Genomic DNA, 25494 nt, shown 5'->3' with positions numbered 1-25494 from the left:
CGGACGAGGGTCCCCGAGGCGATCGGGAACTTCTGAGTGGTCATCCGACGTCAAGAACAGATGAACATCTGCTTCGGCCCGGTCCGGGCCGGAGCAGATACCGCCCGGTATCCGTCCCAATCGGGCAGTTCCGTTCGCCCGCCCCGAAATGATCATCGAGCATTGTGTGCCAGAGTTGCCCAACCCGGCCCGATCGCCCGTACCCTACGGGCCAGGCCGGGCTGCCGACGCGGACACCCCGGCCGAGGCCCGCGGGCGGCAGGCGATCGATGAGCAAGTGGAGCACGGTGGGACCCAGGTGAACCGGACGATCATGCTGCCGGCCTCCCTCGACGAGGCCGTCGACGCGCTGGCCTCCCACCCGGCCGCGGTGCCGGTGGCCGGCGCCACCGACCTGATGGAGGCCGTCAACGCCGGACGGTTGCGCCCCGCCGCCCTGATCGGCCTCGGCCGCATCACCGAACTGCGCGGCTGGCGGTACGAGGACGGCGGCACCGCCGTCCTCGGCGCCGGGCTCACCCACGCCCGGATGGACCGGCCCGACTTCGCCGCGCTCATCCCCGCCCTCGCCGACGCCGCCCGCACCGCCGGACCCCCGCAGGTGCGCAACGTCGGCACCCTCGGCGGCAACATCGCCACGGCCGCCCCGGCCGGCGACACCCTCCCGGTGCTCACCGCCCTGGAGGCCAGCGTCACCCTCGCGCGGGCCGGCGCCACCCGCGAGGTCCCGGTCAGCCACCTGCTCACCGGCCTCGACCCGCTGCGCCCCGGCGAACTGCTCACCTGGGTGCGCGTCCCGCTGCTGCACGCCCCGCAGGTCTTCCTCAAGGCCACCGGCCGCAGCGGCCCGGCCCGCGCCACCGCCTCCGTCGCGCTCGTCCTCGACCCCGCCCGGCGCGCCGTGCGCTGCGCCGTCGGCGCCGTCGCCCCCGTACCGCTGCGGCCGATGGAGGCCGAGGCGTGGGTGGCCGGCTGCATCGACTGGGACGGCAGCCGCGAGATCGACCCGGCCGCGACCGCCGCCTTCGGCGAGTACGTGGCCGCCGCCTGCGTGCCCGACAGCTACGGCGCCGAGGGCGCCTGGGAGGCCGTGACCGAGGGGCCGAGCGCGGCCGCCGTCCGGCTACGGCGTACCGTGTCGGTGCTGGCCCGACGGGCACTGGGAAGGGCGCTGAAGTGACCACTGACCCCATCGAGACCCTCGACGCCGGTCTGTTCGACCATGCGCCCGTCAGTCGCGAGCTGCGCCCCTGCGCCTCCTACACGCTGCGGGTCAACGGCTTCGAGCGGCCCGTCACCGACGCCTGGATCGGCGAGAGCCTGCTCTACGTGCTGCGCGAGCGGCTCGGCCTGGCCGGTGCCAAGGACGGCTGCGAGCAGGGCGAGTGCGGCGCCTGCTCGGTGCAGGTCGACGGGCAGCTGGTGGCCGGCTGCCTGGTGCCCGCCGCACTGGCCGCGGACAGCGAGATCAACACCGTCGAGGGCCTCTCGGCCGCCGGCGGCGCCAGCGACGTCCAGCAGGCGCTGGCCGAGTCCGGCGCGGTGCAGTGCGGCTACTGCACGCCCGGCATGGCGATGGCCGTCCACGACCTGCTCCAGCGCAACCACCGGCCCACCGACGTCGAGGCCCGTCAGGCGCTCTGCGGCAACCTCTGCCGCTGCACCGGCTACCGGGGCGTGCTGGCCGCGGTCCAGAGCATCGCCGACGCGCGCGCGGTCGAGACCGAGGACGCCGGGGACGCGCCCGCCGGGGAACCGGCCGGGGAGGCCGCCGCCCAGAACGCGGGGACCCCGCTCCCGGCCGCGCCGGAGGAGCCCGGGCGGACGGCGGAGCCGACGGTGTACACCGACGAGGACGCCTGGATCGAGCACGTCCCGCAGCCGCCCGCCGAGGAGGTCCGGGCCGCCGTCGGGACCACCGCCGGCACGGGCGTCGGCGTCGGCATGCAGTACGGCACGCCGGACGGCCAGGGCGGCTACGACACGGGCGTCTACGACACCGCGGTGCTGCCGCCCGTGCCGGGCATCCCCGCGCAGGCCGACGGCCAGGGCTACTACCCGCAGCAGGGCTACCCCGAGCAGACCGTCTACCAGGAGGCGGGCGGCCAGGAGAGCGCCGGGCACGGCACGGGCGTGCACGACGTCGGCATGCAGGGGATGGGCGGGCAGCCCGCCCCGGTCCACGGCGGCTACGTACCCGGCGCCTTCCCCGGCGGCGGCTATCAGCAGCCCGGCTACGAGGCCGCCCCGCCGTACGAGGCCGCCTCGCCGTACGACGGCCCGGTCTACGAGCCGACCCCCGCGCACGGCGTCCCCGTACCCGCCGCCGCCTTCGACGGCACCGGGTACGACGGCACCGCCTTCGACGGCCCCGGCTTCGAGGCCCCCGCCTTCGACGGCACGCCCGCGCACGGCACGCCGTACGTCGCCACGCCCCCGCACGGCGTCCCGGCCGAGGGCACCGCCCCCGCCGGCGTCCCGTACGGTGCCACCCCCGCCCACGGCATCCGGCTCCCCAAGGACGACCACGCATCATGACGTCGCCTACCGACATCGGCGCAGCACCCCAGCAGGACGGTGACGAGGGCGGCGCAGCGGAGCCGTTCGGGCTCGGCAGCTCCCCGCTGCGCAGCGACGCCCTGCCGAAGGCGCTCGGCATCTACCCCTACGCCGCCGACCTCTGGGCCGAGGGCCTGCTCTGGGGCGCGGTGCTGCGCTCGCCCCACCCGCACGCCCGGATCAACGGCATCGACACCTCCGCCGCGCTCGCCCTGCCCGGCGTGCACGCCGTGGTCACCGCCGCCGACCTGCCGGCCGGCCCGGACGGCGGCTTCGACGGCGCCCCGGCCGGCCCGATCGTCGCCGACCGGCCGGTGCTCGCCGCCGGGGTGGTCCGCCACCACGGCGAGCCGGTCGCCGCCGTCGCCGCCGACCACCCGGACACCGCCCGCCTCGCCGTCGGCCTGATCGTCGTCGACTACGAGCCGCTGGAGGCGGTCACCGACCCCGAGCAGTCCTTCACCGCCCCGGCGCTGCACCCGGACGGCAACCTCTTCCGCCACCTGCCGCTGCGCACCGGGGACCCGGAGGCGGCCGGCGAGATCGTCGTCGAGGGGCTCTACCAGGTCGGACGCCAGGACCCGGCGCCGCTGGGCGCCGAGGCGGGACTGGCCGTGCCGCGCCCGGACGGCGGCGTCGAGCTGCACCTGTCCTCCACGGACCCGCACGGGGACCGCGACCGCACCGCCACCTGCCTCGGCCTGGAGCCGGACCGGGTGCGGCTGGTCGTCACCGGCGTGCCCGGCGCCACCTCCGACCGCGAGGACCTCTCCTTCCAGGTCACCCTGGCGCTGCTGGCACTGCGCACCGGCCGGCCGGTGAAGATGACGCTCACCCGCGAGGAGTCCTTCCACACCCACACCTCCCGGCACCCCGCGCTGCTGCGCTACCGCCACCACGCCGACGCCGAGGGCCGGCTGGTCAAGGTCGAGGCGCAGATCCTGCTGGACGGCGGCGCGTACGCGGACGTCTCCGCCGAGGCGCTGGCGGCCGCCACCGCCTTCTCGGTCGGCCCCTACGTCTGCCCGAACGTCTTCGTGGACGCCTGGGCGGTGCGCACCAACAACCCGCCGGCCGGCCGGATGCGCGGCGAGGGCGCGCTCCAGGCCTGCTTCGCCTACGAGTCCCAGCTCGACCAGCTGGCCGCCCGGGTCGGCGTCGACCCGGTCGAGATCCGCCGCCGCAACGCCATGGCCACCGGTGACGCGATGCCCACCGGACAGGCCGTCACCTGCCCCGCGCCGGTGGCCGCGCTGCTGGAAGCCGTCTCCTCGGAGCCGTTGCCCGCGCTGCCGGTGGACGACCCGGACGCCGAGTGGCTGCTGCCGGGCGGGCCCGGCGGTGCCGGTGACCCGGCGGCGGTGCGGCGCGGCATCGGCTACGCGGTCGGCATGGTGCACATGCTGGGCGCCGAGGGCGAGGACGAGGTCTCCACCGCGACGGTGCGGGTCAGCGGTGACCACGCCACGGTGATCTGCGCGGCCGTCGACTCGGGGCAGGGCTTCGCCACCCTGGCCCGGCAGATCGTGCAGACGGTGCTGGGCGTCAGCGAGGTGTACATCGCGCCGGCCGACAGCGACCAGTCGATCGCCGGGCCGTCCGCCCGGGGCCGGCACACCTGGGTCTCCGGCGGCGCGGTCGAGCGCGCCGCACTGATGGTCCGTCACCAGCTGCTCCAGCCGATCGCCGCCAACTTCGGGATGTCGGTCGAGCTGCTCCAGATCTCCGACGGGAAGATCACCTCGTACGACGGGGTGCTCGGCATGCCGGTCGCCGAGGCGCTGGAGGGCAAGGAGCTCTGGGCCACCGCGCAGTGCCGCCCGCACCCGACCGAGCCGCTGGACGAGGCCGGCCAGGGCGACGCCTTCGTCTCCATCGCGTTCTGCGCGATGCGGGCCGTGGTGGACGTGGACATCGAGCTCGGCGCCGTCCGGGTGGTCGACATGACGGTGGCCCAGGACGTCGGCCGGGCGCTCAACCCGCGCCAGATCGAGGACCGGATCGAGGCGGGCGTCGCCCAGGGCGTCGGCCTGGCCCTGCTGGAGGACCTGCGCACCGAGGGTGGGCTGCTGATGAACCCCTCCCTCACCGGCTACCGCCTGCCGACCGCCCTGGACACCCCCGAGGTCCGGATCGCCGCCCTGCTGGAGGAGCGCGACGTGGTCGCCGCCTTCGGCGCCAAGGCGGTCAGCGCCGCCCCGGCCGTGGTCGCCCCCGCCGCCGTCGCCGCGGCGGTCCGCGCCGCGACCGGTCTGCCGGTGGGCCGCCTGCCCATCCGGCCCGAGGACGCCGTCACCGGCTGACCCGCCGGAGGGCGGCCGGCCGGCCGCCCCCCGGCGAATTCCCGGGAAATTCCCCGGGGTGAAATGGAACGACGAATTGCCGGTCGGCGGAATCAGCGCCGACCGGCAATTCGTTTCACGGAGGCCATGACGGGAATCGAACCCGTGTAAACCGCTTTGCAGGCGGTTCCCTCAACCACTCGGGCACACGGCCGTGGGGGGTGGAGCTGTACTGCGGGTGCGGCTCAGGCGCAGCGGCAGCAGTGACAGGCGCGACAACACCGGGGAGCGGCGGCACAGGTGCGGGGGGCCGCGGGGGCCGCCGTCTTCCTGTCCATTGCCGACTCCTGTCGTCGTTCGCCGTGTTGGTGAATTCATCTTGGCGGAATGGGCGGGAGAACGTCAATATCCGTTTGTAAATTCTGTATGGCGGATTGTGCTACCGTCGAAGACAGGTGGCCGCTCGAAGGCCGCCCCGGACGAGCGCGTCGTACCCGGTGACGACAAGACGGCGCAGCACAGCGGCAACCCGGCCGCTGCTGACTGCGGAGGTGCTGTCGTCATGGCGTGGCTCGTTCTGATCGTTTCCGGCGTCCTGGAAACCGTCTGGGCGGTGGCCCTTGAGTCGTCCAAGGGGTTCTCCCGGCTCGTCCCCACCGTCGTCTTCGGCATCGCGCTGGCACTGAGCATGGGCGGCCTGGCGTACGCGATGCGCTCCATCCCGATCGGCACCGGCTACGCGGTCTGGGTCGGCATCGGCGCGGTCGGCACCGCGCTGTACGGCATGGCGGTGCTGGGGGACTCGGCGACGGCGGCCCGGATCGGGTGCCTGCTGCTGATCGTCTCCGGCGTGGTGGGCCTCAAGGCGCTGCACTGAGGCGGGACCTAAGCCCTGCGGAGTAGCCGGCCACCACCCCTGGTCAGGGGCCATCCGGTGGGACGAGCCTTACGATGGCACGCATGACCACTGCCTCCCCCACCTCGGTCGACGCCGGCCCGACACCCCCCGACACGAGCGACTCCGGCGGGGTGCTCGGCGCCCGCTACCGGGCGCTGACCCTGGGCATCGTCTCGGTGGTCCTGCTGCTCGCCTTCGAGGCGACGGCCGTCAACACCGCGATGCCGGTGGCGGCCCGTCAGCTGGACGGGCTGGGGCTGTACGCGTTCGCGTTCTCCGGCTACTTCACCACCACCCTGTTCGCCCTGGTCGTCTCCGGCCAGTGGTGCGATAAGCGGGGCCCGCTGCAACCGCTGTTCAGCGGTATCGCGGTGTTCGGCGCGGGCCTGGTGGTGGCCGGGGCGGCGCCCGGGATGTGGGTGTTCGTCGCGGGCCGGGCGATCCAGGGCCTGGGGGGCGGGCTGGTGATCGTCGCCCTGTACGTGGTGGTCGGCCGGGCCTACCCGGAGCGGCTGCGGCCGGCCGTCTTCGCGGCCTTCTCCTCGGCCTGGGTGCTGCCCTCGATCGTCGGCCCGGTGGTGTCCGGCGCCGTCACCCAGCACCTGGGCTGGCGCTGGGTGTTCCTCTCCGTCCCGGTGCTGATACTGCTGCCCCTGGCGGTGATGGGCCCGGCGCTGCGCCGCTCGGAGCGGGAGCAGCCGGTGCTGAAGGGCGCCGACTTCGACCGCCGCCGCACCCGGCTGGCCGCGATGGCCGCGCTCGGCGCGGGCCTGCTGCAGTACGCCGGGCAGCGGCTGGACCTGGTCGGGCTGGTTCCGGCCGCCGCCGGGTCGGCACTGCTGCTGCCCGCCGTGCTGGGGCTGCTGCCCGCGGGGACGCTGCGGGCGGGGCGCGGGCTGCCGACGGTGATCCTGCTGCGCGGGGTGGCGGCGGGGGCGTTCTTCTCGGCGGAGGCGTTCATCCCGCTGATGATGGTCACCGAGCGGGGCCTGTCGCCGACGCTGGCCGGCCTGACGCTGACCAGCGGCGGCCTCTCCTGGGCGTTGGGCTCCTGGCTGCAGGGCCGGCCGGGGGCGGAGCGGTTCCGGGAGGCGATGATCCGGGGCGGCTTCGTGCTGACCGCGGTGGCGATCGCGGGGGCGGCCCTGGTGCTGGTCCCGGCGGTGCCGGCCTGGGTGGCGGCGGTGGCCTGGGGGGTCGGCGGGATCGGCATGGGGCTGGCGGTGGCGAGTGTCAGCGTGCTGATGATGAGCCTGTCCGCGCCGGAGGACGCCGGGGCCAACTCGGCCTCGCTGCAGGTGAGCGACGCGCTCGGCAACGTGCTGCTGGTCGGCCTCGCGGGGGTGCTGTTCTCGGCGCTGGGCGGCGGCTCGGTCGCCGCCGCCCACGAGGGCACCGGGGGCACCGGCTCGTCCGGTGCGTTCGCGGTGATCTTCCTGACCATGACCGGGGTGGCGCTGCTGGGCGCCCTCGTCGCGGGCCGGGTGCGGAAGGCGTAGCGCCGCGGGTCAGCCGGCGGCGGCCGCGGGGACGGGGGAGCCCAGGAAGGTCTCCCAGCCGCCGGCCGGGGCCTGGCCGGGGGCGAGGCTCTGGAGCTTGCGCAGCACCGCCGGGTCCTGCGCGTCCAGCCAGTTCACCAGCTGGCGGAAGGAGACCAGCCGGACGCCGGGCCGGCCGGCGATGGCCTTCAGCGCGTCCTCGACGGCGTTCATGTAGATGCCGCCGTTCCACTGCTCGAAGTGGTTGCCGATGACGTACGGCGCCCGGTTGGTGGTGTACGCCCGCTCGAAGCCCATCAGGTAGGAGTCCCGGGCCTGGGTCTGGTACGCCGCGTGGAGCGAGGGGTCGGCCTTGGTGTTGCTGCCGGACTGGTTGAACATGATGTTGTAGTCCATCGACAGCACCTGGAAGGTGTGCCCGGGGAAGGGGATGGACTGCAACGGGAGGTCCCAGAGCGCGCCGCCCTGGATCTTCTGCGGCCACACCTGGGTGCCGTTGCCGCTGCTGTCGTACCGCCAGCCGCGCCTGGCGGCGGTCGGAAGCAGGTTGCGCTGGCCCTCCAGGCAGGGGGTGCGGCTGCCGATCAGCTCCTTGCGGTAGTCGAAGGGCAGCGCGGGCAGGTCGGTGAATCCGGTGTTGGTCTTCCAGTTCATGACGAAGTCCATCGCCTGCTCGATCTCGCTGTCCCACTCCTCCGGCGACCACCTGCCGACGCCGGTGGCGCCGCAGAAGTGCCCGTTGAAGTGGGTGCCGATCTCGTGCCCCTCCATCCACGCCGCGTGCAGGTTCGTCAGCGTGTCGTGGATGTGCCGGTCGCTCAGGTAGCCGATGTCGGAGGCGCCGGCCTTGTGCTGCGGCGGGCGGTAGAGGTCCTTCTTGGACTCGGGCAGCAGGTAGAGGCCGCTCAGGAAGAAGGTCATCGAGGCGTTGTGCTCCCGCGCGAGCTTGCGGAACCGGCCGAAGAGGCCGTTGTCGAGCTCGCCGGCGCCGTCCCAGGAGAAGACCACGAACTGCGGCGGGCGCTCGCCGAGCTTCAGCGGTTCGGCGGTGGGCTGGCCCGGCTGCGGGCCGGTGTCCGAGGTGGAGCCGTCGCCGATGAGGGTGGCCGGGGGCCTGGGGACCTCGGACGGGGGACCGGCCTGGTCCGCCGCGGGACTGGCCGGCACCGGTGCCGGCGCGGCCCCCTGCCCACCGACCTGCCCGCTGTTTCCGCCGCAGCCGGCCGCGAGGGTGGCGGCGGTCGCGGCACCGGCGGCCAGTAGGGTGCGGCGGGAAAGAGCGTCCATGGTCACTCCGTTCGTGGGGGCGTGCGGACGGCGTGCGACGGCCCCGGCGGGAGGAACCGCCACACGTCCGGTCGGACAAGTGCGGTGATAGACCTTGAGCTGGGTCAGCATGGCATGTGGTCTCGACCGGTCAGTGATGCACCACGGTCGGTCTGAAGTGATCGCCCGATTGGTGCAACCGGATGGGCCGCCCAGGTTGTCGATGCCCATGCGGGCGGAGCCGGGGGCAGTCATCCCGGGGACCGCTGCTCTCTCCGGGTGGTCGGGGGTCTACTCGGAGTACACCCGGGGCCCTCGGCCCTGCCGATCGGGGGGTGCCGGTACGACCATCGTGTTGATGTGCCTTAGGGTCCCGTCCGGTTGGATAGTTCCCAGGGATCTCCCAGGGAGCAGCAAGTCGTCAGCAGAGGAGAGCACCGGGTGGGTGCCCAGCAGAGCAGGAGCCCGTGGCCGGGCACCCTGGCGGTCGGTGCCGCGCTCGTCCTCGGCGCCTGGATGCTCAACCAGGGCGGCCACCTCGAACTGCCCCCGGCCCCGGCCGCCGGCCAGGCCCTCTCGGGCTTCGCCCCGGTCTCCGTCGTCCCGCCGCTCGGCCCCTCCGCCCCCACCCGGATCCGGATCCCCGCCGTGAAGCTCGACGCCCCGGTCACCGGCCTCGGCCTGGACGCCGACGGCCACCTCCAGGCGCCCCCGGAGACCGACCGGAACCTGGCCGGTTGGTACCGCGGCGGCGCCACCCCCGGGCAGCGCGGCACCGCGATCATCGCGGGCCACGTCGACAACCGGACCGGACCCGCCGTCTTCTACCATCTGGGGGCCCTGCACCGCGGCGACCGGATCGAGATCGCCCGCGAGGACGGCGCCACCGCCGTCTACCAGCTCTACGCCATCGAAGTGCACGACCGAAAGGACTTCCCGGACGACCGGGTGTACCGCCAGGCCGCAGACGCCCAGCTCCGGGTGATCACCTGCGGCGGCGGGTACAGCGAGGAACACGGCTACCAGGGCAACGTGGTCGCCTACGGCTTCCTGGCCGACACCACCCGGCCGGGGAAGAAGATATGACGCCCGTCTCGCTTGCCGTCCGCTGGAACCCGATCGACTGGCCGCTGACGCACGGCCCGATCCCGCACGCCGTGCTCGCGGCCGGCTGGGGGTCCCTGCTCCTGCTGGGGCTGGCCCGCGACCGCGCCTGGTGGGGCCGCCGGCTGCCCGCCGCGCTGCTCGCGGCCGCCGCGCTCAGCGTGCTGGTGGACATCGCCGTCGACGGCTGGTGGCACCCCTTCCCGGAGGGGCTGCCGCGGTACGTCCGCTGGTGGATCGCCGTCGCGCTGCTGGCCGGCTGCCTGGCCGGGTTCCGGGTGCCGAGGCTGCGCCCGCGGGGCAGGCTGCTGGCGGTCGGCGGCGCGCTCCTGGTGCTGCTGATGTCCTCCTCGCAGGTCAACCGCGGCTTCGACCAGTACCCCAGCGGCCGCGTCATGCTCGCGCCCTGGCTGAACAAGACGCAGGAGCTGACCACCAGCAGGAGGGACGAGACCGTGGCGGCGCCGCCCGGGAAGGCGCTCTCCGAGGTCTGGCACGCCCCGCCCGGCATGCCGGCCAAGGGCACCGTCTCCAAGACGCCGATCCCCGGGGCCAAGTCCGGCTTCAAGGCCCGCGACGCCTACGTCTACCTGCCGCCCGCCTACTACGCCGACCCCAGGCCGCTGCTGCCCGTGGTGGTCCTGCTGGGCGGCCAGCCGGGCGTGCCCGAGGACTGGGTGAACACCGCTCAGGTGAACGAGGCCCTGGACGCCTTCGCCGCCGCGCACGAGGGCCTGGCGCCGATCATGGTGATGCCCGACCAGCTGGGCTCCACCTGGGCCAACACCCTCTGCTTCGACTCGAAGATCGCCAAGGTCCAGACCTACCTGGCGGTGGACATCCCGGACTGGGTGGGCGAGCACCTCCAGGCCGCCAAGGGCCGGGGCTCCTGGTCGATCGGCGGCGCCTCCATGGGCGGCACCTGCGCCCTCCAGCTCGCCGTCAACGCCCCCGAGGTCTACGGCTCCTTCCTCGACATGTCCGGTCAGGACGAGCCCACCCTGGGCACCCGGACGGAGACCGTCAACGTCGCCTTCGGCGGGGACAACGCCGCGTTCGAGGCCGTCAACCCCATGCACCTGCTGACCCGCAAGAAGTTCCCGGACACCGCCGCCGCGATCGTCGTCGGCCGCACCGACGACTACTTCCGGCGGCAGCAGGAGAAGATCTACCAGGCGGTCCTGGCGGCCGGCATGAAGGCCAAGTTCGACCTGATGCCGGGCGGACACGGCTGGGTGATCTTCCGGCCCGGCATCGCCGACCAGCTGCCCTGGCTGGCCCAGCAGACCGGACTGACCCCGTGATACGGCTCGGTGCGGCCCCCCTGGTGCCCGCCCAGCGGACCGCCGCCGCCGACCCGCCACCGGCGGTGGCCCCGGAACCGGGCCCGCTGCCGGGACGGCGGGTGCTGACCGGGCCGGCCGCCCGGCTGCGCGCCGCACCGCTGACCCTCACGCTGCTCGCCGTCCTCTGGGCGGTCGGCGGCGCCACCGGCAGCCTGGCCCACGGCCCCTCCCGGGGGCTGCTGGCGCAGGCCGGCGTCGGCCTGCCCACCCTCGCCGAGGGACGCTGGTGGACACCGTTCACCTCGCTGCTCTGGTGCTCCGGCCTGGCCTCGTACGTCTCCACCAGCCTGCTGCTGCTCCTCGTCGGCCCGGCCGCCGAGAACCGGCTGGGCCGGCGGCGGACCCTCCTGGTGCTGGTCGGCGGCCAGCTGGCGGGCACCCTGCTGGGGACCGCACTGGTCGCGGCCGGCTCCCGGGCCGGCGAGCACTGGACCCACTCGGTCGCGGACCAGACCGCGATCGGCCCCGTCGTGGGCCTGTTCGCCCTGGCCGGGGTGCTCGGCTACCGGCTCACCGTGCTCTGGCGGCGCCGGCTGCACCTGCTGGTGGTGCTCGTCCCGCTGGTGATGACGCTGTACGTCGGCCACCTGCAGAGCGTCCAGCGCTTCGCCGGCGCGCTGGTCGGCCTCGGCGCCGGCGCGCTGCTGGCCCGGGGCCGCTGGCAGCTGGGCCCGCACCGGGCCTCGCACAACGAGACCCGGGTGCTGGTCGCGCTCTGCCTGGTGGCCGCGGCCCTCGGGCCGCTGATCGCCTCGCTGTACGACAACGCCGCCGGGCCGTTCAACACCTTCTCGGAGCTGTACTTCTCCCAGCGGCTCACCCCGGACGAGGTCGCCGACTTCTGCGCGCTCTCCGCCCACGAGTGCGCCCGGGCGCACGCCGTCGAGCGGATCTTCGACACGCCGGCCCGGCTGATGGCCGCGCTGTTCCCGGCGCTGCTGCTGGTCCTCGCCGAGGGGCTGCGGCGCGGACTGCGGCTCGCCTGGCGGATCACCGTCGCCACCGAGCTGCTCTGGGCCGCGCTGCTGGTCTGGCTGTTCACCGAGACCGGTACCGGCTCCGGGGACGTGGTGCAGTACTTCGTCGAGGCGCTGCTGCTGCCGCTGCTCACCACCGGTCTGCTGCTGACCACCCGGCAGCGGTTCGGCCTGCGGCTGCCGGGCGCGCTGCACGGCCGGCTCGCCGCCCTGCTCGGCGGGGCGGTCCTGGCCGCCTCCGCCGCGTACGCGGGCCTCGGTCTGCTGGCGTCCGGTCAGTTCGAGCCGGGGGCGACCTTCCGCGGGCTGGTCTCCGGGCTGCCGGCGCAGTTCCTCCCGCCGGCCTACAACGACCTGCTGCCCGACTACCCGATCGCCGTCGGCCCGCTCGCCCGGCTGCTGGAGACGTACTGCGGGCTGGTCTTCTGGGTGGTCGCGCTGACCGCGCTGCTGGTGGCCTTCCGGCGGCCGGCGGTGCACGCGGACGCCGCGGACGCGGCCCGCGCCCGGGCGCTGCTCACCGCGCACGGCGGCGGCACGCTCTCCTTCATCACCACCTGGGACGGCAACCACTACTGGTTCGACGAGGAGGGCCGGGCCGCCGTCGCCTACCGGGTGCTCTCGACGGTCGCGCTGACCACCGGGGACCCGTTCGGCGAACCGGAGGCCCGCCGCCGGGCGGTGGCCGGCTTCGCCCGCTACTGCGACGCGCGCGGCTGGACGCCGTGCTTCTACAGCGTCACCCCGGAGACCATGGCCGAGGCCGGGCAGCTCGGCTGGCGTTCGCTGCAGGTCGCCGAGGACACCGTGGTCGCGCTGCCCGGGCTGGCCTTCACCGGCCGCAAGTGGCAGGACATCCGCACCGCGCTCAACAAGGCCGGCAAGCAGGGCATCACCGCCGAGTGGTGGGCCTACCGCGACGCGCCGCTCGCACTGCGGGACCAGATCCGCTCGATCTCGGAGGAGTGGGTCTCGGAGAAGGGCCTGCCCGAGATGGGCTTCACCCTCGGCGGCCTGGAGGAGCTGGACGACCCGGCCGTCCGGCTGCTGATCGCCGTCGACGGGGACCGGACCGTGCACGGGCTGACCAGCTGGATGCCGGTGTACGAGAACGGGGCGCCGGTCGGCTGGACGCTGGACTTCATGCGCCGGCGCTCGGACGGCTTCCGCGGGGTGACGGAGTTCCTGATCGCCTCGGCCGCGCTCGGCTTCAAGGAGGAGGGCGCGCGCTTCCTCTCGCTCTCGGGTGCGCCGCTGGCCCGCTCCGGGCAGGACGCGGCGCCCACCGGGATGCAGCGGATGCTGGACTGGATGGGCCGGGTGCTGGAGCCGGTGTACGGGTTCCGCTCGCTGCTCGCGTTCAAGGCGAAGTTCCAGCCGGAGTACCGGCCGATGTTCATGGCGTACCCGGACCCGGCGGCGCTGCCCAGCATCACCCGGGCGATCGGCAAGGCGTACCTGCCGCACCTGACGGCGGCGCAGGGCGTCCGGCTGATGCGTCGGCTCTCGTCCTGAGTCCCGGCCCGGCCGTCCTCCGGCCCCGCTCTGCCCGGCCCCGGCCCGGGCGGACGCGGACGGCCGGGCCGGGGGCTCCCGGGCGCGGGCACGGTCCGGCGCCGGGCACTCAGCCCAGCAGCTCGGCCAGCGCCCGGTCGGCGTCCAGGTGCAGGTGCTCCTCGCCCTCGGGGACGGCCAGCCGGCTGCGCCACAGGAAGCGCCGCAGGTCGGCGCTGTCGAACTGGACCAGTGCGGTGCCCTCGGGCGCGCGCAGCTCGACCATGGTGCGCCGGCCGGTCGCGGGCCGGACGTGGACGTCACCGATCCCGGCGGGCAGCTCCAGCCCGGCCGTGAGCAGGCGGCGGGCGAAGACCCAGACGATGTCCGGGCCGCCGTCCGGGCCGGGCTCGTCGGAGGGCTCGTCCAGGGAGAACTCGGCCGGGAAGGCCATCCGGACGGCGAGCGGGTCGTCCGGGCGGTAGGACAGGGTGACCCGCAGCCGGGCGGAGCGGTGGGTGGAGAGGATCAGGCGGGCCTGGACGGTCTCTTCGACGGCGGTGCGCACGGCGCGTCCCTTCTCGGGGGTGTGGGGCCTTCTCGGTGGCGTGAGGCCGCAGTGACGGCTGTGGAGGGTGGGGCGGTCTCACCCTGGTGAGAGTCGGTACAGGTGGCTCTGCTTACCCGCTTTTCCCGGGCAATCCCTGTGACCTGCGTCACACCGTTTTCCGGCCGCGCAGGCCGCGCGAGGGCCCGGCCTGGCCGCCCGAACGACGCCGGGCCGGGTAGGCTGGGCTGGTTGTCCGATTGCCCCCCGACCGCGGATCAGGGCTGCCAAACCGCCTCTGACCTGCGATGATCCCCCCTCGGAGACCGTGAGTACTGCCGCCGCCTCCTCGATGCCGCTCTTCTCCGACGTGCAGGAGCCGCACGCGCCCGCCCGGGTCGCCGCCGGCCATGCGTCGGCCTCCTCCTCGCACCACCTGTCGCCGGCCTTCCCCGGCCGGGCCCCCTGGGGCACCGCCGGGAAGCTGCGGGCCTGGCAGCAGGGCGCGCTGGACAAGTACATCGAGAACCAGCCGCGCGACTTCCTCGCGGTCGCGACCCCGGGTGCAGGCAAGACCACCTTCGCGCTGACCCTGGCCTCCTACCTGCTCCACAACCACCTGGTGCAGCAGGTCACCGTGGTCGCGCCGACCGAGCACCTCAAGAAGCAGTGGGCCGAGGCCGCCGCGCGGATAGGCATCAGGCTGGACCCGGCGTACTCCTCCGGGCCGCTCTCCCGGGACTACCACGGCATCGTGGTCACCTACGCGGGCGTCGGCGTGAACCCGATGCTGCACCGCAACCGCACCGAGGCCCGCAAGACGCTGGTCATCATGGACGAGATCCACCACGCCGGTGACTCCAAGTCCTGGGGCGAGGCCTGCTTCGAGGCCTTCGAGCCGGCCTCCCGCCGGCTGGCGCTGACCGGTACGCCGTTCCGCTCGGACACCAACCCGATCCCGTTCGTCCAGTACGAGGCGGGCGGCGACGGCATCCGCAAGTCCGTCGCCGACTACACCTACGGCTACGGGCACGCCCTCGCCGACCACGTCGTGCGCCCGGTGATCTTCCTCTCCTACAGCGGCAACATGCGCTGGCGGACCAAGTCCGGCGACGAGCTGGAGGCGCGGCTCGGCGAGCCGATGACCAAGGACCTGATCGCCCAGGCCTGGCGCACCGCGCTGGCCCCGCAGGGCGAGTGGATCCCCAGCGTGCTCCAGGCCGCCGACCGGCGCCTGACCGAGGTCCGCAAGGCGATCCCGGACGCCGGCGGCCTGGTGATCGCCACCGACCAGAACGTGGCGCGCGCGTACGCCAAGATGCTGCGCGAGATCAGCGGCGAGAAGGCCACCGTGGTGCTCTCCGACGAGGCGGAGGCGTCCAAGCGGATCTCCGACTTCTCGGCGGGCGACTCGCGCTGGATGGTCGCCGTCCGCATGGTGTCCGAGGGCGTCGACGTGCCCCGCCTGGCCGTCGGCGTGTACGCCACCTCGATCTCCACCCCGCTGTTCTTCGCGCAGGCCGTCGGCCGTTTCGTGCGCGCCCGCAAGCGCGGGGAGACGGCCTCCGTCTTCCTGCCGACCATCCCGACGCTGCTGGGCTTCGCCAACGAGATGGAGCTCCAGCGCGACCACGTGCTGGACCGGCCGAAGAAGGAGGGCGAGGGCCTCTTCGACGAGGAGGACCGGCTGCTCGCCGAGGCCGAGCGGGCCAACGACGGGCCGGACGGCGCCGGCGGCGACGAGTTCTCCTACGAGGCGATCGGCTCCGACGCGGTCTTCGACCGGGTGCTGTACAACGCCATGGAGTTCGGCATGCAGGCGCACCCGGGCAGCGAGGAGGAGGAGGACTACCTCGGCATCCCGGGCCTGCTGGAGCCGGACCAGGTGCAGATGCTGCTGCAGAAGCGTCAGCACCGGCAGATCCAGCGCAGCAAGGCCAAGCCGGCCGAGGAGGCCGACCTGCTGGAGCTGCCGGCCGAGCAGCGGCCGGTCGTCACCCACCAGGAACTGCGCGAGCTCCGCAAGGAGTTGAACGCGCTGGTGGCGGCCTGGCACCACCGGACCAGCCAGCCGCACGGCACCATTCACAACGAGCTGCGCCGTCAGTGCGGGGGGCCGCTCACCGCGCAGGCGACCGCCAATCAGCTGAAGGCGCGAATCGACCGAATCCGGGAATGGGCGAAGTAACGGTCCGTCAGTGGTTCGTTTTAACCGGTAATCCGGGCTTTCCCCAAGGGTGTGTGACATTCCGGTATACGCGAAGGAATTGTAGAGACAGCCGGTGTGATGATCGGCTAGTGTTCCGCGTGCTGCGCCGCCTTCGGGCCGTCGGAGTTGTGCGTCGGCCCGTCAGGGGCGGCCGTCACGGCCCCCGATGCGTCAGGCCGGCCAACCTCACCGACCCGAGGCCGCGACAACCGTCGGGCCCGGGCCTGCCGTCACAAGGAGCACACCGAACGTGTCGTACCCCCCCTACGCCCAGCAGCCCGAGCTGTCCGACAAGTCGAAGGTCGTCGCGGGCGTCCTGACGATCCTGCTCGGCAGCCTGGGTGTCGGCCGGTTCTACACCGGCCACATCGGCATCGGCATCGCCCAGCTGCTGACCTGCGGTGGCTTCGGCATCTGGTCCCTGATCGACGGCATCCTCTTCCTCACCAGCAACGACCGCACGGACGCCCAGGGCCGTCTGCTGCGCAGCTGATCTTGCGCATGTCATCCGCGGCAAGCCGCCCCGGCTCCGGCCGGGGCGGCTTCGCCGTGCCCGCGTCCTGGGCCGCCCGGCTGCCCCTGCTCGCCCGGCTGTCCCGCTCCGCCCGGCTGCGCTTCGCCGGGCCGCCGCTGGCGGTGGCCGCCGGCGGCCTCGCCGGTGCCGCGTACCTGTGGACCCGCAACCCGCACCTGCCCGGGCAGGCGCTGCCGTTCTGCCCCTGGCGGAGGATCACCGGGCTGGACTGCCCGGGCTGCGGCGGCACCCGGATGACCTACGACCTGCTGCACGGCGACCTCGCGGCGGCCTGGCACGACAACGCGGCGCTGCTGCTCTCGCTGCCGCTGGTCGCGCTGCTCTACCTCACCTGGCTGCGGCACGGCCTGGCCGGCCGGAGCTGGCGGCCCCCGCTCGAACGCCGCGGCACGGCCGTGCTGCTCGGCGTGGCGGTGGCCTGGACGGTGCTGCGCAACCTGCTCTGACCCGGAGCGTGGCGCCCCCCGTGACCCGCAGTGTCCGGACTTCGGACTGTGCTCGAACTTGCACCCGGTCGCCACCGGCGAGATATGGGCTTTTGCCCGTATTTGTCATGCGTGGCGAAATTGATCATGCCCGAATTTTGGACAACCACTTCCGCTGCGAGAATTCCTTCACTACCTTTCCCCCACGCTCTCCCGCCGGGAAACCCCCACGAGACGGGCACCGCAGGACCGCCAGGGCGTCAAGGACGACACACCGCGGCCCGAGCGCGGCCACCCACCCTGCGCGCGACACCTGAGTCCCGGACCGGCGCCTCCGTTCCGGCGACCCGCCGCGGAAAGGAATTGCGCGTCTTGACTGCAGAGACCTCCCAGACCCTGGACCGTGGCGTCCGGGTCCTCAAGCTCCTCGCCGACTCCGAGCGCGGGCTGACCGTCACCGAGCTGGCGGCCCGGCTCGCCGTCAACCGGACGGTCGTCTACCGGCTGCTCGCCACCCTGGAACAGCACGGGCTGGTCCGCCGGGACATCGGCGGCCGCGCCCGGGTCGGCCTCGGCGTGCTGCGGCTGGCCCACCGGGTGCACCCGCTGCTGCGCGAAGCGGCGCTGCCCGCCCTGCGCAGCCTGGCCGAGGACCTCGGAGCCACCGCCCACCTCACCCTGGTGGACGGGAACGAGGCGCTGGCGGTCGCCGTGGTCGAGCCCAGCTGGACCGACTTCCACGTCGCGTACCGGACCGGGCTGCGCCACCCGCTGGGGGAGAGCGCCGCGGGGCGGGCGATCCTGGAGGCGCGCGGCTTCCCCAGCCAGCGCCGTCCCGAACAGGGGTTCGTCATCACCCGCGCGGAGGAGCAGTCCGGGGCGAGCGGCGCGGCCGCCGCGCTGGTCGGGCTGAGCGGGATCGAGGGGAGCGTCGGCGTGGTGATGCTGAACGGCCTGGTCCCCGAACGGGTCGGCCCCCGGGTGGTGGAGGCCGCGACGGAGGTCGCCGACGCCCTCCGGTAGTGCCTGACCGGGGGCCCGGGTGTGTTTGGATGCCTCTGTGTCCGACTCCAAGCTGCCCCCGGCCCTGACCTCCCCCCGGACCCGCGCGCTGGCGCTGTGCGGGGCGCTGGTCGCCGCGCTGTTCGGCGTGGCCGCCTTCGTCCCGCTGCCGTACACGCTGACCTGGCCGGGCGTGACCGCGGACACCCTCGGCAGCTACCAGGACAAGCCGGTGCTCACCATCACCGGCGCGCCGGTGCGGACCACCGAGGGCCAGCTGCGGATGGTCACCATCTCGGCGACCAACGCGGGCGAGAAGACCACCTTCTGGCGTTCGCTGCGGGCCTGGTTCGACCAGGACGAGGCGATCCGGCCGACCGAGACGGTCTACCCGGCGGGCAACCCGGCCAAGGCCGAGGAGGAGAACGCCCGGCAGATGGCCGAGTCGCAGGACAGCGCCACCGCGGCCGCGCTCTCCTACCTCCACCTCTCGCCGGACCAGGTCAAGGTGAAGGTCGACCTCGGTGACATCGGCGGCCCGAGCGCGGGCCAGATGCTGGCGCTGGGCATCGTCGACAAGCTCGCCGGGGACGGCAAGGGCGGCGACCTCACCGGCGGGCTGAAGATCGCGGGCACCGGGACCATCGACGACCAGGGCGTGGTCGGTGCCGTCGGCGGCGTGCCGCTGAAGACCCAGGCGGCCGCCCGGGACGGTGCGACGGTGTTCCTGCTGCCCAAGGACGAGTGCGCGGACGCCAAGGTCAACACGCCCGAGGGGCTGCGGCTCGTGCCCGTGGGCACGCTGGGCGAGGCCGTCTCCGCGCTGGAGGCGCTGCACAGCGGCGGCGCCGTCCCCGGCTGCTGAGGACGCCGACCCGGACGGCGGGCGCGCGGCCGGCGGCGGCCCGGGCTATTCGGCGGCGGCCTGGTCCACCAGCGGCAGGATCCGGTACGGCACCGGGTTCTCCAGGGCGATCGCCGTCGAGGACCGGACGATCCCGTCGAAGCCGACCACCCGGTCGATCACCCGCTGGAGATCGGCGTTGGAGCGGGCCACGATGCGCACCATCATGTCCCCGCGTCCGGTGATCGTGTGCAGCTCCAGCACCTCCGGCACCGCCGCCAGGTGCGCCCGGACGTCGGAACCCTGCCCCTGGGAGATCTCCAGCGTGGCGAAGGCCGTCACCGGGTAGCCCAGCGCCGCCGGATCCACCTCCGGCCCGAAGCCGCCGATCACCCCCTTGGACTGGAGCCGGTCCAGCCGGGCCTGCACGGTGCCCCGGGCCACCTGGAGGCGGCGCGAACACTCCAGCACCCCGATCCGCGGCTCCTCGGTCAGCAGCCGGATCAGCCGGCCGTCCAGTGCGTCGATCGCGTCGTTGCCGCCGCCCGCCGGCGTGGAAGTGCCCTGCCCGGCAGGGGAGTCGGGGTCGCTCGGGGCGTGGGCGGGGGGCATCGCGGGCTCCGTCCTCCGGTGGGCAATCTGTACAGCGGTACCGCCGATTCTCCCGCCCCGGCGCACACCTTGACCAGGAGGAAACGGAACAGTTGCGCGGCGGTCGGCGCGGCGCCACCCTCCAGCCACAACCCCGTGAGCCGGGCCCCACACCGGCCCGCGGGGCAGACCGTGGTCCCGTACGCCTTCCGGGAGGGCCGACATGACCGACACCGCCGCCGAACCCGTGCTGCTCACCGCGGGCCGGGAGGAACCCGACCTCGTCCCGATGGGACGCGCCGACGCGGTGGTCTTCGCGGTCGGCGACGCCGGGCGGGCGGCCCGCCGCTACGCCACCGCGCTCGGACTGCGCTGCACCGCCTACGCCGGCCCGGAGACCGGCGAGCCCGAGACCGTCTCCTACGTCCTGGACGCGCCCGGGACCAGGTTCGTGATCACCTCGCTGGTCCAGGTGATCGGGCCGCGCGGCCGGGAACTGGCCGGGCACCTGGCCCGGCACGGCGACGGGGTCGTCGACCTCGCGGTGGCCGTGCCGGACGTCTACTACGCGTACGACTACGCCGTGGACCGCGGCGCCGGTTCGCTCGCCGAGCCCTACGAGGTGCAGGACCGGCACGGGACGGTGGTGCTCGCCGCGATCGGGGTGCCCGGCGGTACCCGGCACACCCTGGTCGACCGGTCCCGCTACCGCGGTCCCTACCTGCCCGGGTACGTCCCGTTCGCGGGTTGGTAGCCGGCCCCGGGGTGACAGCCGGGCGGGGGCGCAGCCGCCCGGCTGTCACAGTCGGCCAGGGGCGGCGGTGAGGCGGGGGCCGGTCAGCGGACGACGGTGTCCACGGTCGGCGGGTGGCCGTTCCAGGCGACGAACACCGAGTTGGCCTGGTCGCCCTTGGTGAAGTCCACCCGCAGCCACTGCGGGCCGTTCCAGACCTGCATCTGCCAGCCCGGGTCCGGTGTGGCGGAGACCAGCGAGGCGCTGTCGGTGCGCAGGTCGAGCGCCACCCGGCCGCCCGGCACCGGGTAACTGCGCACCGAGGACGTGGTGGTGGCGACCGGCGCCGGGCGGCGCGAGGACGGCTGGGCGCTGGACGGCTGGGCACTGGACGGCGCGACGCCGTGCGGGGCGGCCGTCGAGGCCTGGGCGGACGTCGGCGCGGGCTGCTCCGGCCGGGGGTCGGACTGCGGCCGGGCCGTCGCGGTGGGCGTCGGCGCCGCCGCTCCGGTGGACGCCGGGGACGGCAGCGGCAGAGCCGTCGGCTGCTCGAACGCGGCGCCGGTCAGCACCGCGTGCACGCCGAACCAGGACAGCGCCACCGCCGCCCCGGTGGCCGCCGCCCAGGCGCCGAGCTGTACGAGTCCGTTCCGCATCGTCCGCACATCCTGCCGTATTCCGGGGCGCGGCAGGCGGGCACCCCTGCCGTTCAACAGGGAAGTTGCAGAAAGCCCGAGGGTCGCACCGGAACGGCCCGGGCCCGGCCCCGGCGCCCCGTCAGGAGTCCGCCGCGCCGTGCGTCCCCCCACCGGTTCCGACCCACCCGAGGTACAGACCACCGGAGGCCGATGGCGTACCGTGCAGGGCCATGGCAACAGTGCTCGTGGTCGAGGACGACCCCTTCGTACGCTCCGCCCTCATCCGGCACCTGGCCGACACCGGTCACGCGGTCCGCAGTGTGGGCACGGCACTTGAGGCTCTGCGCGAGGTCGCCCAGGTCGGCTGCGACCTGGTGATCCTCGACCTCGGCCTGCCCGATCTGGACGGCAGCGAGGCGCTGAAGATGATCCGCGGCCTGACCAACGTGCCGGTGATCATCTCGACCGCGCGGGACGACGAGGCCGAGATCGTCCGGCTGCTCAACGACGGCGCCGACGACTACCTGGTGAAGCCCTTCTCCGGCGAACACCTCAGCGCCCGGATGGCCGCCGTGCTGCGGCGGCTCGGCGGCGGCGCCGCACCGGTCGCCCAGGTGCTCAGGGTCGGCGGGCTCGCCATCGACCTCCAGCGCCGCGAGGCCTCCCTGGACGACCGGCCGCTCGACCTGACCCGGCGTGAGTTCGACCTGCTGGCCTTCCTCGCCGCCCGCCCCGGCGTGGTCGTCCCGCGCAAGGAGATCCTGGCCGAGGTCTGGCGCCAGACCTACGGCGGCGACCAGACCATCGACGTCCACCTGTCCTGGCTGCGCCGCAAGCTCGGCGAGACCGCCTCCAACCCCCGCTACCTGCACACCGTGCGCGGCGTCGGCGTCCGGCTGGAGGCGCCCGGGCCGGGGCCCGCCGACGCGGAGCGCCGGACATGAGGAGGTTCGGGCACTCGCTGCGCTGGGCCCTGATCAAGGCCGCCGTGGCCGGGACCACCATGGTCGCGCTGGCCTTCCTCATCCCGCTCGGGCTGATGGTCCAGCAGACCGCCCGGGACCGGGCGTTCACGGCGGCCGAGCGTCAGGCGGCGGCGCTCGGTCCGGCGCTCGCCATCACCACCGACCAGGACGCCATCGCCCGCGCGGTGGCCAGTACGGACGCCGGCGCGCAGGGGCGGATGGCGGTCCACCTGCCGCTGCCCCTGCCGCTGCCGGCAGGGGCGGGCGCGGGGGCGGGCGCCCCGGCTGCCGCTTCGCCGGGCGGCGCTTCGCCCGGCGCCGCTGCGTCGGGCGGCGTACCGCCCGCTGCCGTCGCAGCCGGTTCCGCCTCGCCCGGCGGGGCGGCCGGGACGCCGCCCGCCGCGACGGCGATGGTCGGGCCGGACGGCGGCGCGACCATCGGCGAGGCCCGCGCGCTGGCCGCCGACGTGGCCACCGCGGGCGGCCAGGGCCGCTCCTTCACCGTCGGGGTGCCCGGCGGCTTCGCGCTGCTCCAGCCGGTCGCCGTCGACACCGGCCGGACCGCCGTGGTCGAGGTGTTCGTCGCGGACGGCGACCTCACCCGGGGCGTCTCCACCGCCTGGCTGGTGCTCTCCGCGGTCGCACTCGCGCTGGTGGCCATCTCGGTGCTGGTCGCCGACCGGATGGGCGCGCGGATCGTCGCCTCCGCCCGGCGGCTGGCCGCCGCGGCCCGCTCGCTCGGGTCCGGCAACCTCGCCGTCCGGGTGCCGGTCGACGGCCGGGAGAGCGCCGGCAGCCCCGAGGAGCTCCGCGAGGCCGGCCACGCCTTCAACTCGATGGCCGACCGCGTCGTCCAGCTGCTCGCGGCGGAGCGGGAGCTGGCCGCCGACCTGTCGCACCGGCTGCGCACCCCGCTCACCGTCCTGCGGCTCAACGCCGCCTCGCTCGGCGAGGGCGACGCCGCCGACGCCACCCGGCACGCCGTCTCCCAACTGGAGCGCGAGGTCGACCAGATCATCCGGTCGGCCCGCCGCGCCCCCGAGGACGCGCCCGCCGTCACCGTCGGCTGCGACGCCGCCGAGGTGATCCGCGAGCGCGTCGGCTTCTGGTCCGCGCTCGCCGAGGACGAGGGCCGCCGCTGGCAGCTGGCCGGCGCCGACCGGCCCGCCCCGGTGCCGGTCCAGCGCGGCGACCTCGCCGCCGTCGTGGACGCGCTGCTCGGCAACGTGTTCCGGCACACCACCGTCGGCACGGCCTTCTCGGTGGACGTGCTGGCCACCGACAGCTCGTTCATCGTCCTGGTCGGCGACGCGGGTCCGGGCTTCACCGACCCCGAGTCGGCCCTCCAGCGCGGCCAGGGCCACGGCGGCGAGGGCTCCACCGGCCTCGGCCTGGACATCGTCCGCAAGCTCGCCGAGGCCACCGGCGGAGACCTCGCACTCGGCCGCTCCGCGGTGCTCGGCGGCGCCGAGATCCGGCTGCGGCTCCAGGCCCGGCCCGACGGCGCGCCGGCCCGCGCCAGCCGTCGGCGCAGCCGCAGCGCGCTCTTCCAGCGGTGACCGGTGACCGGTGACCGGTGGGCGGTGACCGGTGCGCGGAAGGCGCAGGACGGGCCGGCCGGCGGGCGCCGCGGGACGGGCGGCCGGTGTGCCGTGCGCGGTGTGCGGCGGTGCCGGCGGCGGCGGGAGTGCCGGGTCCCACCCCTTCTTTCTTAAGCGGGCCCTAAGAGAGCTGTACCCCTCGCTCAGGGGGCCGTTTCCGGCCTTCCACCCCCGCTAGCGTCGTCCGCGCCGGTCACCCGACCGAGCCGGGGCACGCCGCCCGCAACGGGTCCACGGGACCCCTGCCCGGCCGCGGCGACCCCATTCGGCCCAGTTGCCACCTGCGGAGGTACGCCCACATGACGACCCAGCCCAACCGCCGCCCAGGCCGCCGCCGTCGCAGCCGCAAGGGCGTTGTCCTCGGGGCCTCGGCGGTCGCCGCCGCACTGGTCGCCGGTGGCGTCGTCGTCCTCGCCTCCTCGGCCAGCGCCGCCTCGCTCGGCGCCGTCTACAGCCGCACCAGCACCTGGGACGCCGGCTACACCGGCCAGTACCTGGTCAGCAACCCGGACGGCAGCGCGATCGAGAACTGGACGCTGACCTTCGACCTGCCGGCCGGGGCGAAGATCGACTCGCTCTGGAACGCCACCTTCAGCGCCGAGGGCCAGCACATCACCGTCAAGCCCGAGTCCTGGAACAAGCGGCTGGAGCCCGGCAAGAGCGTGGTGGTCGGCTTCGTCGCCCAGGGCGCCGGCGCCGCCCAGGCCGAGCCGGGCAACTGCCTGATCAACAACGTCTCCTGCAAGGCCGGGGACGGCACCGCGCCGACCCCCTCGGGCCGCCCGACCAGCACGCCCACCACCTCGCCGACCGCGACCACGGCGCCCACCGCGACGCCGACCGCGACCGCGACCGCCAAGCCCACCACGGCACCGCCGAGCCCGACCGCCACGGCCAAGCCCACCACCCCGGCACCGACCGCGACCACCACCCCCGCGCCCACCCCGACCACGACCGGGGCCCCCGTCCCGGCCGCCGGCGCCGGCTTCGCCCCGTACGTCGACACCTCGCTCTACCCGCCGTACGACCTCGTCGCCACCGCCAAGGCCACCGGCGTCAAGAACTTCAACCTGGCCTTCGTCGTCTCCGGCGGCGGCTGCACCCCCAAGTGGGGCGGCGTCAGCGACCTCGCCGCCGACGCGGTGGCCGCCCAGATCGGCGCGCTGAGGGCGGCCGGCGGCGACGTCCGGGTCTCCTTCGGCGGCGCCAACGGCAGCGAGCTGGCCCTCGCCTGCTCCTCGGTGGCCGACCTCACGGCCGTCTACCAGAAGACCGTCGACGCCTTCGGCCTCACCAAGGTCGACTTCGACGTCGAGGGCGGCGCGATCAGCAACACCGCGGCCAACACCCGCCGCGCCCAGGCCATCGCCCAGCTGCAGAGGAACGCCGCCGCCAAGGGCAAGGCCCTGGACGTCTCCTTCACCCTGCCCGCGCTGCCCTCCGGCCTGACCCAGGAGGGCGTCAACCTGGTCGCCGACGCCAAGAACAACGGTGTCGCGATCGGCGCGGTCAACATCATGGCGATGGACTTCGGCGACGGCGTCGCCCCCAACCCGCAGGGCCAGATGGGCAAGTACGCCATCGCCGCCGCCACCGCCACCCAGGCCCAGGTGAAGAGCGTGCTCGGCGTGGACGACGCCGCCGCCTGGCGCAAGGTCGCCGTCACCCCGATGATCGGCGTCAACGACGTGGCCAGCGAGATCTTCACCGTGGCCGACGCCAAGCAGCTCGCCGACTTCGCCACGAGCAAGCACCTGGCCTGGCTGGCGATGTGGTCCGGCACCCGCGACAAGGCCTGCGAGGGCGGCGCCAAGGCCTACGCCGACGCCAGCTGCAGCAGCATCGTCCAGCAGCCGCTGGACTTCACCCGGGCCCTCGGCGCCTACGCCGGCTGAGCCCACTCCCGGGGGTGCCCCACCCCTCCCGGGGACCCCGGCCGGGGCGGGCGCCCCCCCCCCCGGGCCCGGGCCGCCCGGGCC

The 25494-nt window shown here is 74.5% G+C and carries 20 protein-coding genes, 1 tRNA gene, 1 pseudogene and 1 riboswitch; of the genes and pseudogenes, 17 read left to right on the top strand and 5 right to left on the bottom strand.

Translation table 11 applies throughout. From position 1 onward, the window contains the following. Positions 1-313 precede the first annotated feature (313 nt). The 3 genes from ACFC1F_RS25120 to ACFC1F_RS25110 are packed head-to-tail and all read left to right on the top strand — an operon-like array spanning position 314 to position 4862. Positions 314-1180 carry an FAD binding domain-containing protein gene (locus ACFC1F_RS25120; RefSeq protein ID WP_376161484.1) on the top strand — a complete coding sequence of 289 codons (867 nt, stop codon included), beginning with the start codon at positions 314-316 and terminating at the stop codon, positions 1178-1180. Next, positions 1177-2538 (top strand): 2Fe-2S iron-sulfur cluster-binding protein, encoded by a 1362-nt coding sequence (locus ACFC1F_RS25115; RefSeq protein WP_376161475.1) that lies wholly within the window; start codon positions 1177-1179, stop codon positions 2536-2538. Before ACFC1F_RS25120 ends, ACFC1F_RS25115 begins: the two co-directional genes overlap by 4 nt. Further along, positions 2535-4862 carry a xanthine dehydrogenase family protein molybdopterin-binding subunit gene (locus tag ACFC1F_RS25110; protein ID WP_376161473.1) on the top strand — a complete coding sequence of 776 codons (2328 nt, stop codon included), beginning with the start codon at positions 2535-2537 and terminating at the stop codon, positions 4860-4862. The genes ACFC1F_RS25115 and ACFC1F_RS25110 overlap by 4 nt, the downstream gene beginning before the upstream one ends. 121 nt (positions 4863-4983) lie before the next feature. On the opposite strand, the gene ACFC1F_RS25105 is transcribed toward ACFC1F_RS25110, so the two are convergent. Continuing rightward, positions 4984-5055, bottom strand: a tRNA-Cys gene (locus ACFC1F_RS25105). 238 nt (positions 5056-5293) lie between these two features. Then, positions 5294-5359: riboswitch (guanidine-III (ykkC-III) riboswitch) on the top strand. A 44-nt stretch (positions 5360-5403) separates the two neighbouring features. On the opposite strand from ACFC1F_RS25105, the gene ACFC1F_RS25100 reads away from it, so the two are divergent. Together ACFC1F_RS25100 and ACFC1F_RS25095 are read left to right on the top strand one after the other, a co-directional pair. Further along, entirely contained in the window at positions 5404-5718 is a 315-nt protein-coding gene (locus ACFC1F_RS25100; protein ID WP_209416091.1) for a multidrug efflux SMR transporter, read from the top strand. A gap of 83 nt (positions 5719-5801) precedes the next feature. Beyond that, positions 5802-7238, top strand: coding sequence for an MFS transporter (locus ACFC1F_RS25095; protein WP_376161471.1), 1437 nt, complete (start codon positions 5802-5804; stop codon positions 7236-7238). A gap of 9 nt (positions 7239-7247) precedes the next feature. Here the strand turns inward: ACFC1F_RS25095 and ACFC1F_RS25090 are convergent, their stop codons facing one another. After that, the gene (locus ACFC1F_RS25090) at positions 7248-8525 is read right to left on the bottom strand and encodes a hypothetical protein (protein WP_376161469.1); all 1278 of its coding nucleotides are present in this window, start codon (positions 8523-8525) and stop codon (positions 7248-7250) included. A gap of 495 nt (positions 8526-9020) precedes the next feature. On the opposite strand from ACFC1F_RS25090, the gene ACFC1F_RS25085 reads away from it, so the two are divergent. From ACFC1F_RS25085 to ACFC1F_RS25075, 3 genes are read left to right on the top strand one after another with little or no spacing between them, the layout of a single operon-like run. Continuing rightward, on the top strand, positions 9021-9590 hold the full coding sequence (locus ACFC1F_RS25085) for a class F sortase (RefSeq protein WP_209416143.1): 570 nt from the start codon (positions 9021-9023) through the stop codon (positions 9588-9590). Next, positions 9587-10912, top strand: coding sequence for an esterase family protein (locus ACFC1F_RS25080; protein WP_209416094.1), 1326 nt, complete (start codon positions 9587-9589; stop codon positions 10910-10912). The genes ACFC1F_RS25085 and ACFC1F_RS25080 overlap by 4 nt, the downstream gene beginning before the upstream one ends. After that, on the top strand, positions 10909-13446 hold the full coding sequence (locus ACFC1F_RS25075) for a bifunctional lysylphosphatidylglycerol flippase/synthetase MprF (RefSeq protein ID WP_376161467.1): 2538 nt from the start codon (positions 10909-10911) through the stop codon (positions 13444-13446). The genes ACFC1F_RS25080 and ACFC1F_RS25075 overlap by 4 nt, the downstream gene beginning before the upstream one ends. A 109-nt stretch (positions 13447-13555) precedes the next feature. Here ACFC1F_RS25075 and ACFC1F_RS25070 read toward each other — a convergent pair whose 3' ends face one another. Next, on the bottom strand, positions 13556-13993 hold the full coding sequence (locus tag ACFC1F_RS25070; protein ID WP_209416096.1) for an SsgA family sporulation/cell division regulator: 438 nt from the start codon (positions 13991-13993) through the stop codon (positions 13556-13558). A gap of 331 nt (positions 13994-14324) precedes the next feature. Here ACFC1F_RS25070 and ACFC1F_RS25065 point away from each other — a divergent pair, with 331 nt between their 5' ends. The 5 genes from ACFC1F_RS25065 (at position 14325) to ACFC1F_RS25045 (ending at position 19008) form a co-directional block, all read left to right on the top strand. Then, positions 14325-16160, top strand: a complete 1836-nt coding sequence (locus ACFC1F_RS25065; RefSeq protein WP_245205939.1) for a DEAD/DEAH box helicase — start codon at positions 14325-14327, stop codon at positions 16158-16160. 271 nt (positions 16161-16431) lie between these two features. Beyond that, on the top strand, positions 16432-16674 hold the full coding sequence (locus tag ACFC1F_RS25060; RefSeq protein WP_374106160.1) for a TM2 domain-containing protein: 243 nt from the start codon (positions 16432-16434) through the stop codon (positions 16672-16674). A gap of 8 nt (positions 16675-16682) precedes the next feature. Beyond that, entirely contained in the window at positions 16683-17162 is a 480-nt protein-coding gene (locus tag ACFC1F_RS25055; RefSeq protein ID WP_376161464.1) for a DUF2752 domain-containing protein, read from the top strand. A gap of 351 nt (positions 17163-17513) precedes the next feature. Further along, entirely contained in the window at positions 17514-18164 is a 651-nt protein-coding gene (locus ACFC1F_RS25050; RefSeq protein ID WP_209416099.1) for an IclR family transcriptional regulator, read from the top strand. 37 nt (positions 18165-18201) lie between these two features. Continuing rightward, entirely contained in the window at positions 18202-19008 is an 807-nt protein-coding gene (locus ACFC1F_RS25045; RefSeq protein ID WP_376161462.1) for a S16 family serine protease, read from the top strand. A gap of 45 nt (positions 19009-19053) precedes the next feature. Here the strand turns inward: ACFC1F_RS25045 and ACFC1F_RS25040 are convergent, their stop codons facing one another. After that, positions 19054-19599, bottom strand: a complete 546-nt coding sequence (locus ACFC1F_RS25040) for an Lrp/AsnC family transcriptional regulator (RefSeq protein ID WP_245205919.1) — start codon at positions 19597-19599, stop codon at positions 19054-19056. Between the two features lie 268 nt (positions 19600-19867). Here ACFC1F_RS25040 and ACFC1F_RS25035 point away from each other — a divergent pair. Further along, positions 19868-20314 (top strand): annotated as a pseudogene (locus ACFC1F_RS25035) (VOC family protein); the annotation flags it as partial. A gap of 101 nt (positions 20315-20415) precedes the next feature. On the opposite strand, the gene ACFC1F_RS25030 reads toward ACFC1F_RS25035, so the two are convergent. Beyond that, complete coding sequence (locus ACFC1F_RS25030; RefSeq protein WP_376161459.1) at positions 20416-20967, bottom strand: hypothetical protein; 552 nt, start codon at positions 20965-20967, stop codon at positions 20416-20418. 212 nt (positions 20968-21179) lie between these two features. On the opposite strand from ACFC1F_RS25030, the gene ACFC1F_RS25025 reads away from it, so the two are divergent. The 3 genes from ACFC1F_RS25025 (at position 21180) to ACFC1F_RS25015 (ending at position 25410) form a co-directional block, all read left to right on the top strand. Beyond that, the gene (locus ACFC1F_RS25025) at positions 21180-21893 is read left to right on the top strand and encodes a response regulator transcription factor (protein WP_376161457.1); all 714 of its coding nucleotides are present in this window, start codon (positions 21180-21182) and stop codon (positions 21891-21893) included. Continuing rightward, positions 21890-23473, top strand: coding sequence for a sensor histidine kinase (locus ACFC1F_RS25020; protein ID WP_376161455.1), 1584 nt, complete (start codon positions 21890-21892; stop codon positions 23471-23473). Before ACFC1F_RS25025 ends, ACFC1F_RS25020 begins: the two co-directional genes overlap by 4 nt. 341 nt (positions 23474-23814) lie before the next feature. Beyond that, positions 23815-25410, top strand: coding sequence for a cellulose binding domain-containing protein (locus ACFC1F_RS25015; RefSeq protein ID WP_376161453.1), 1596 nt, complete (start codon positions 23815-23817; stop codon positions 25408-25410). Positions 25411-25494: the final 84 nt, after the last annotated feature.

Source organism: Kitasatospora sp. NPDC056181, from assembly GCF_042266225.1.
Taxonomy (GTDB): Bacteria; Actinomycetota; Actinomycetes; order Streptomycetales; family Streptomycetaceae; genus Kitasatospora.
The sequence above is the reverse complement of the archived record's forward strand: the minus strand, read 5'-3'. Positions and strand labels throughout refer to the sequence as shown.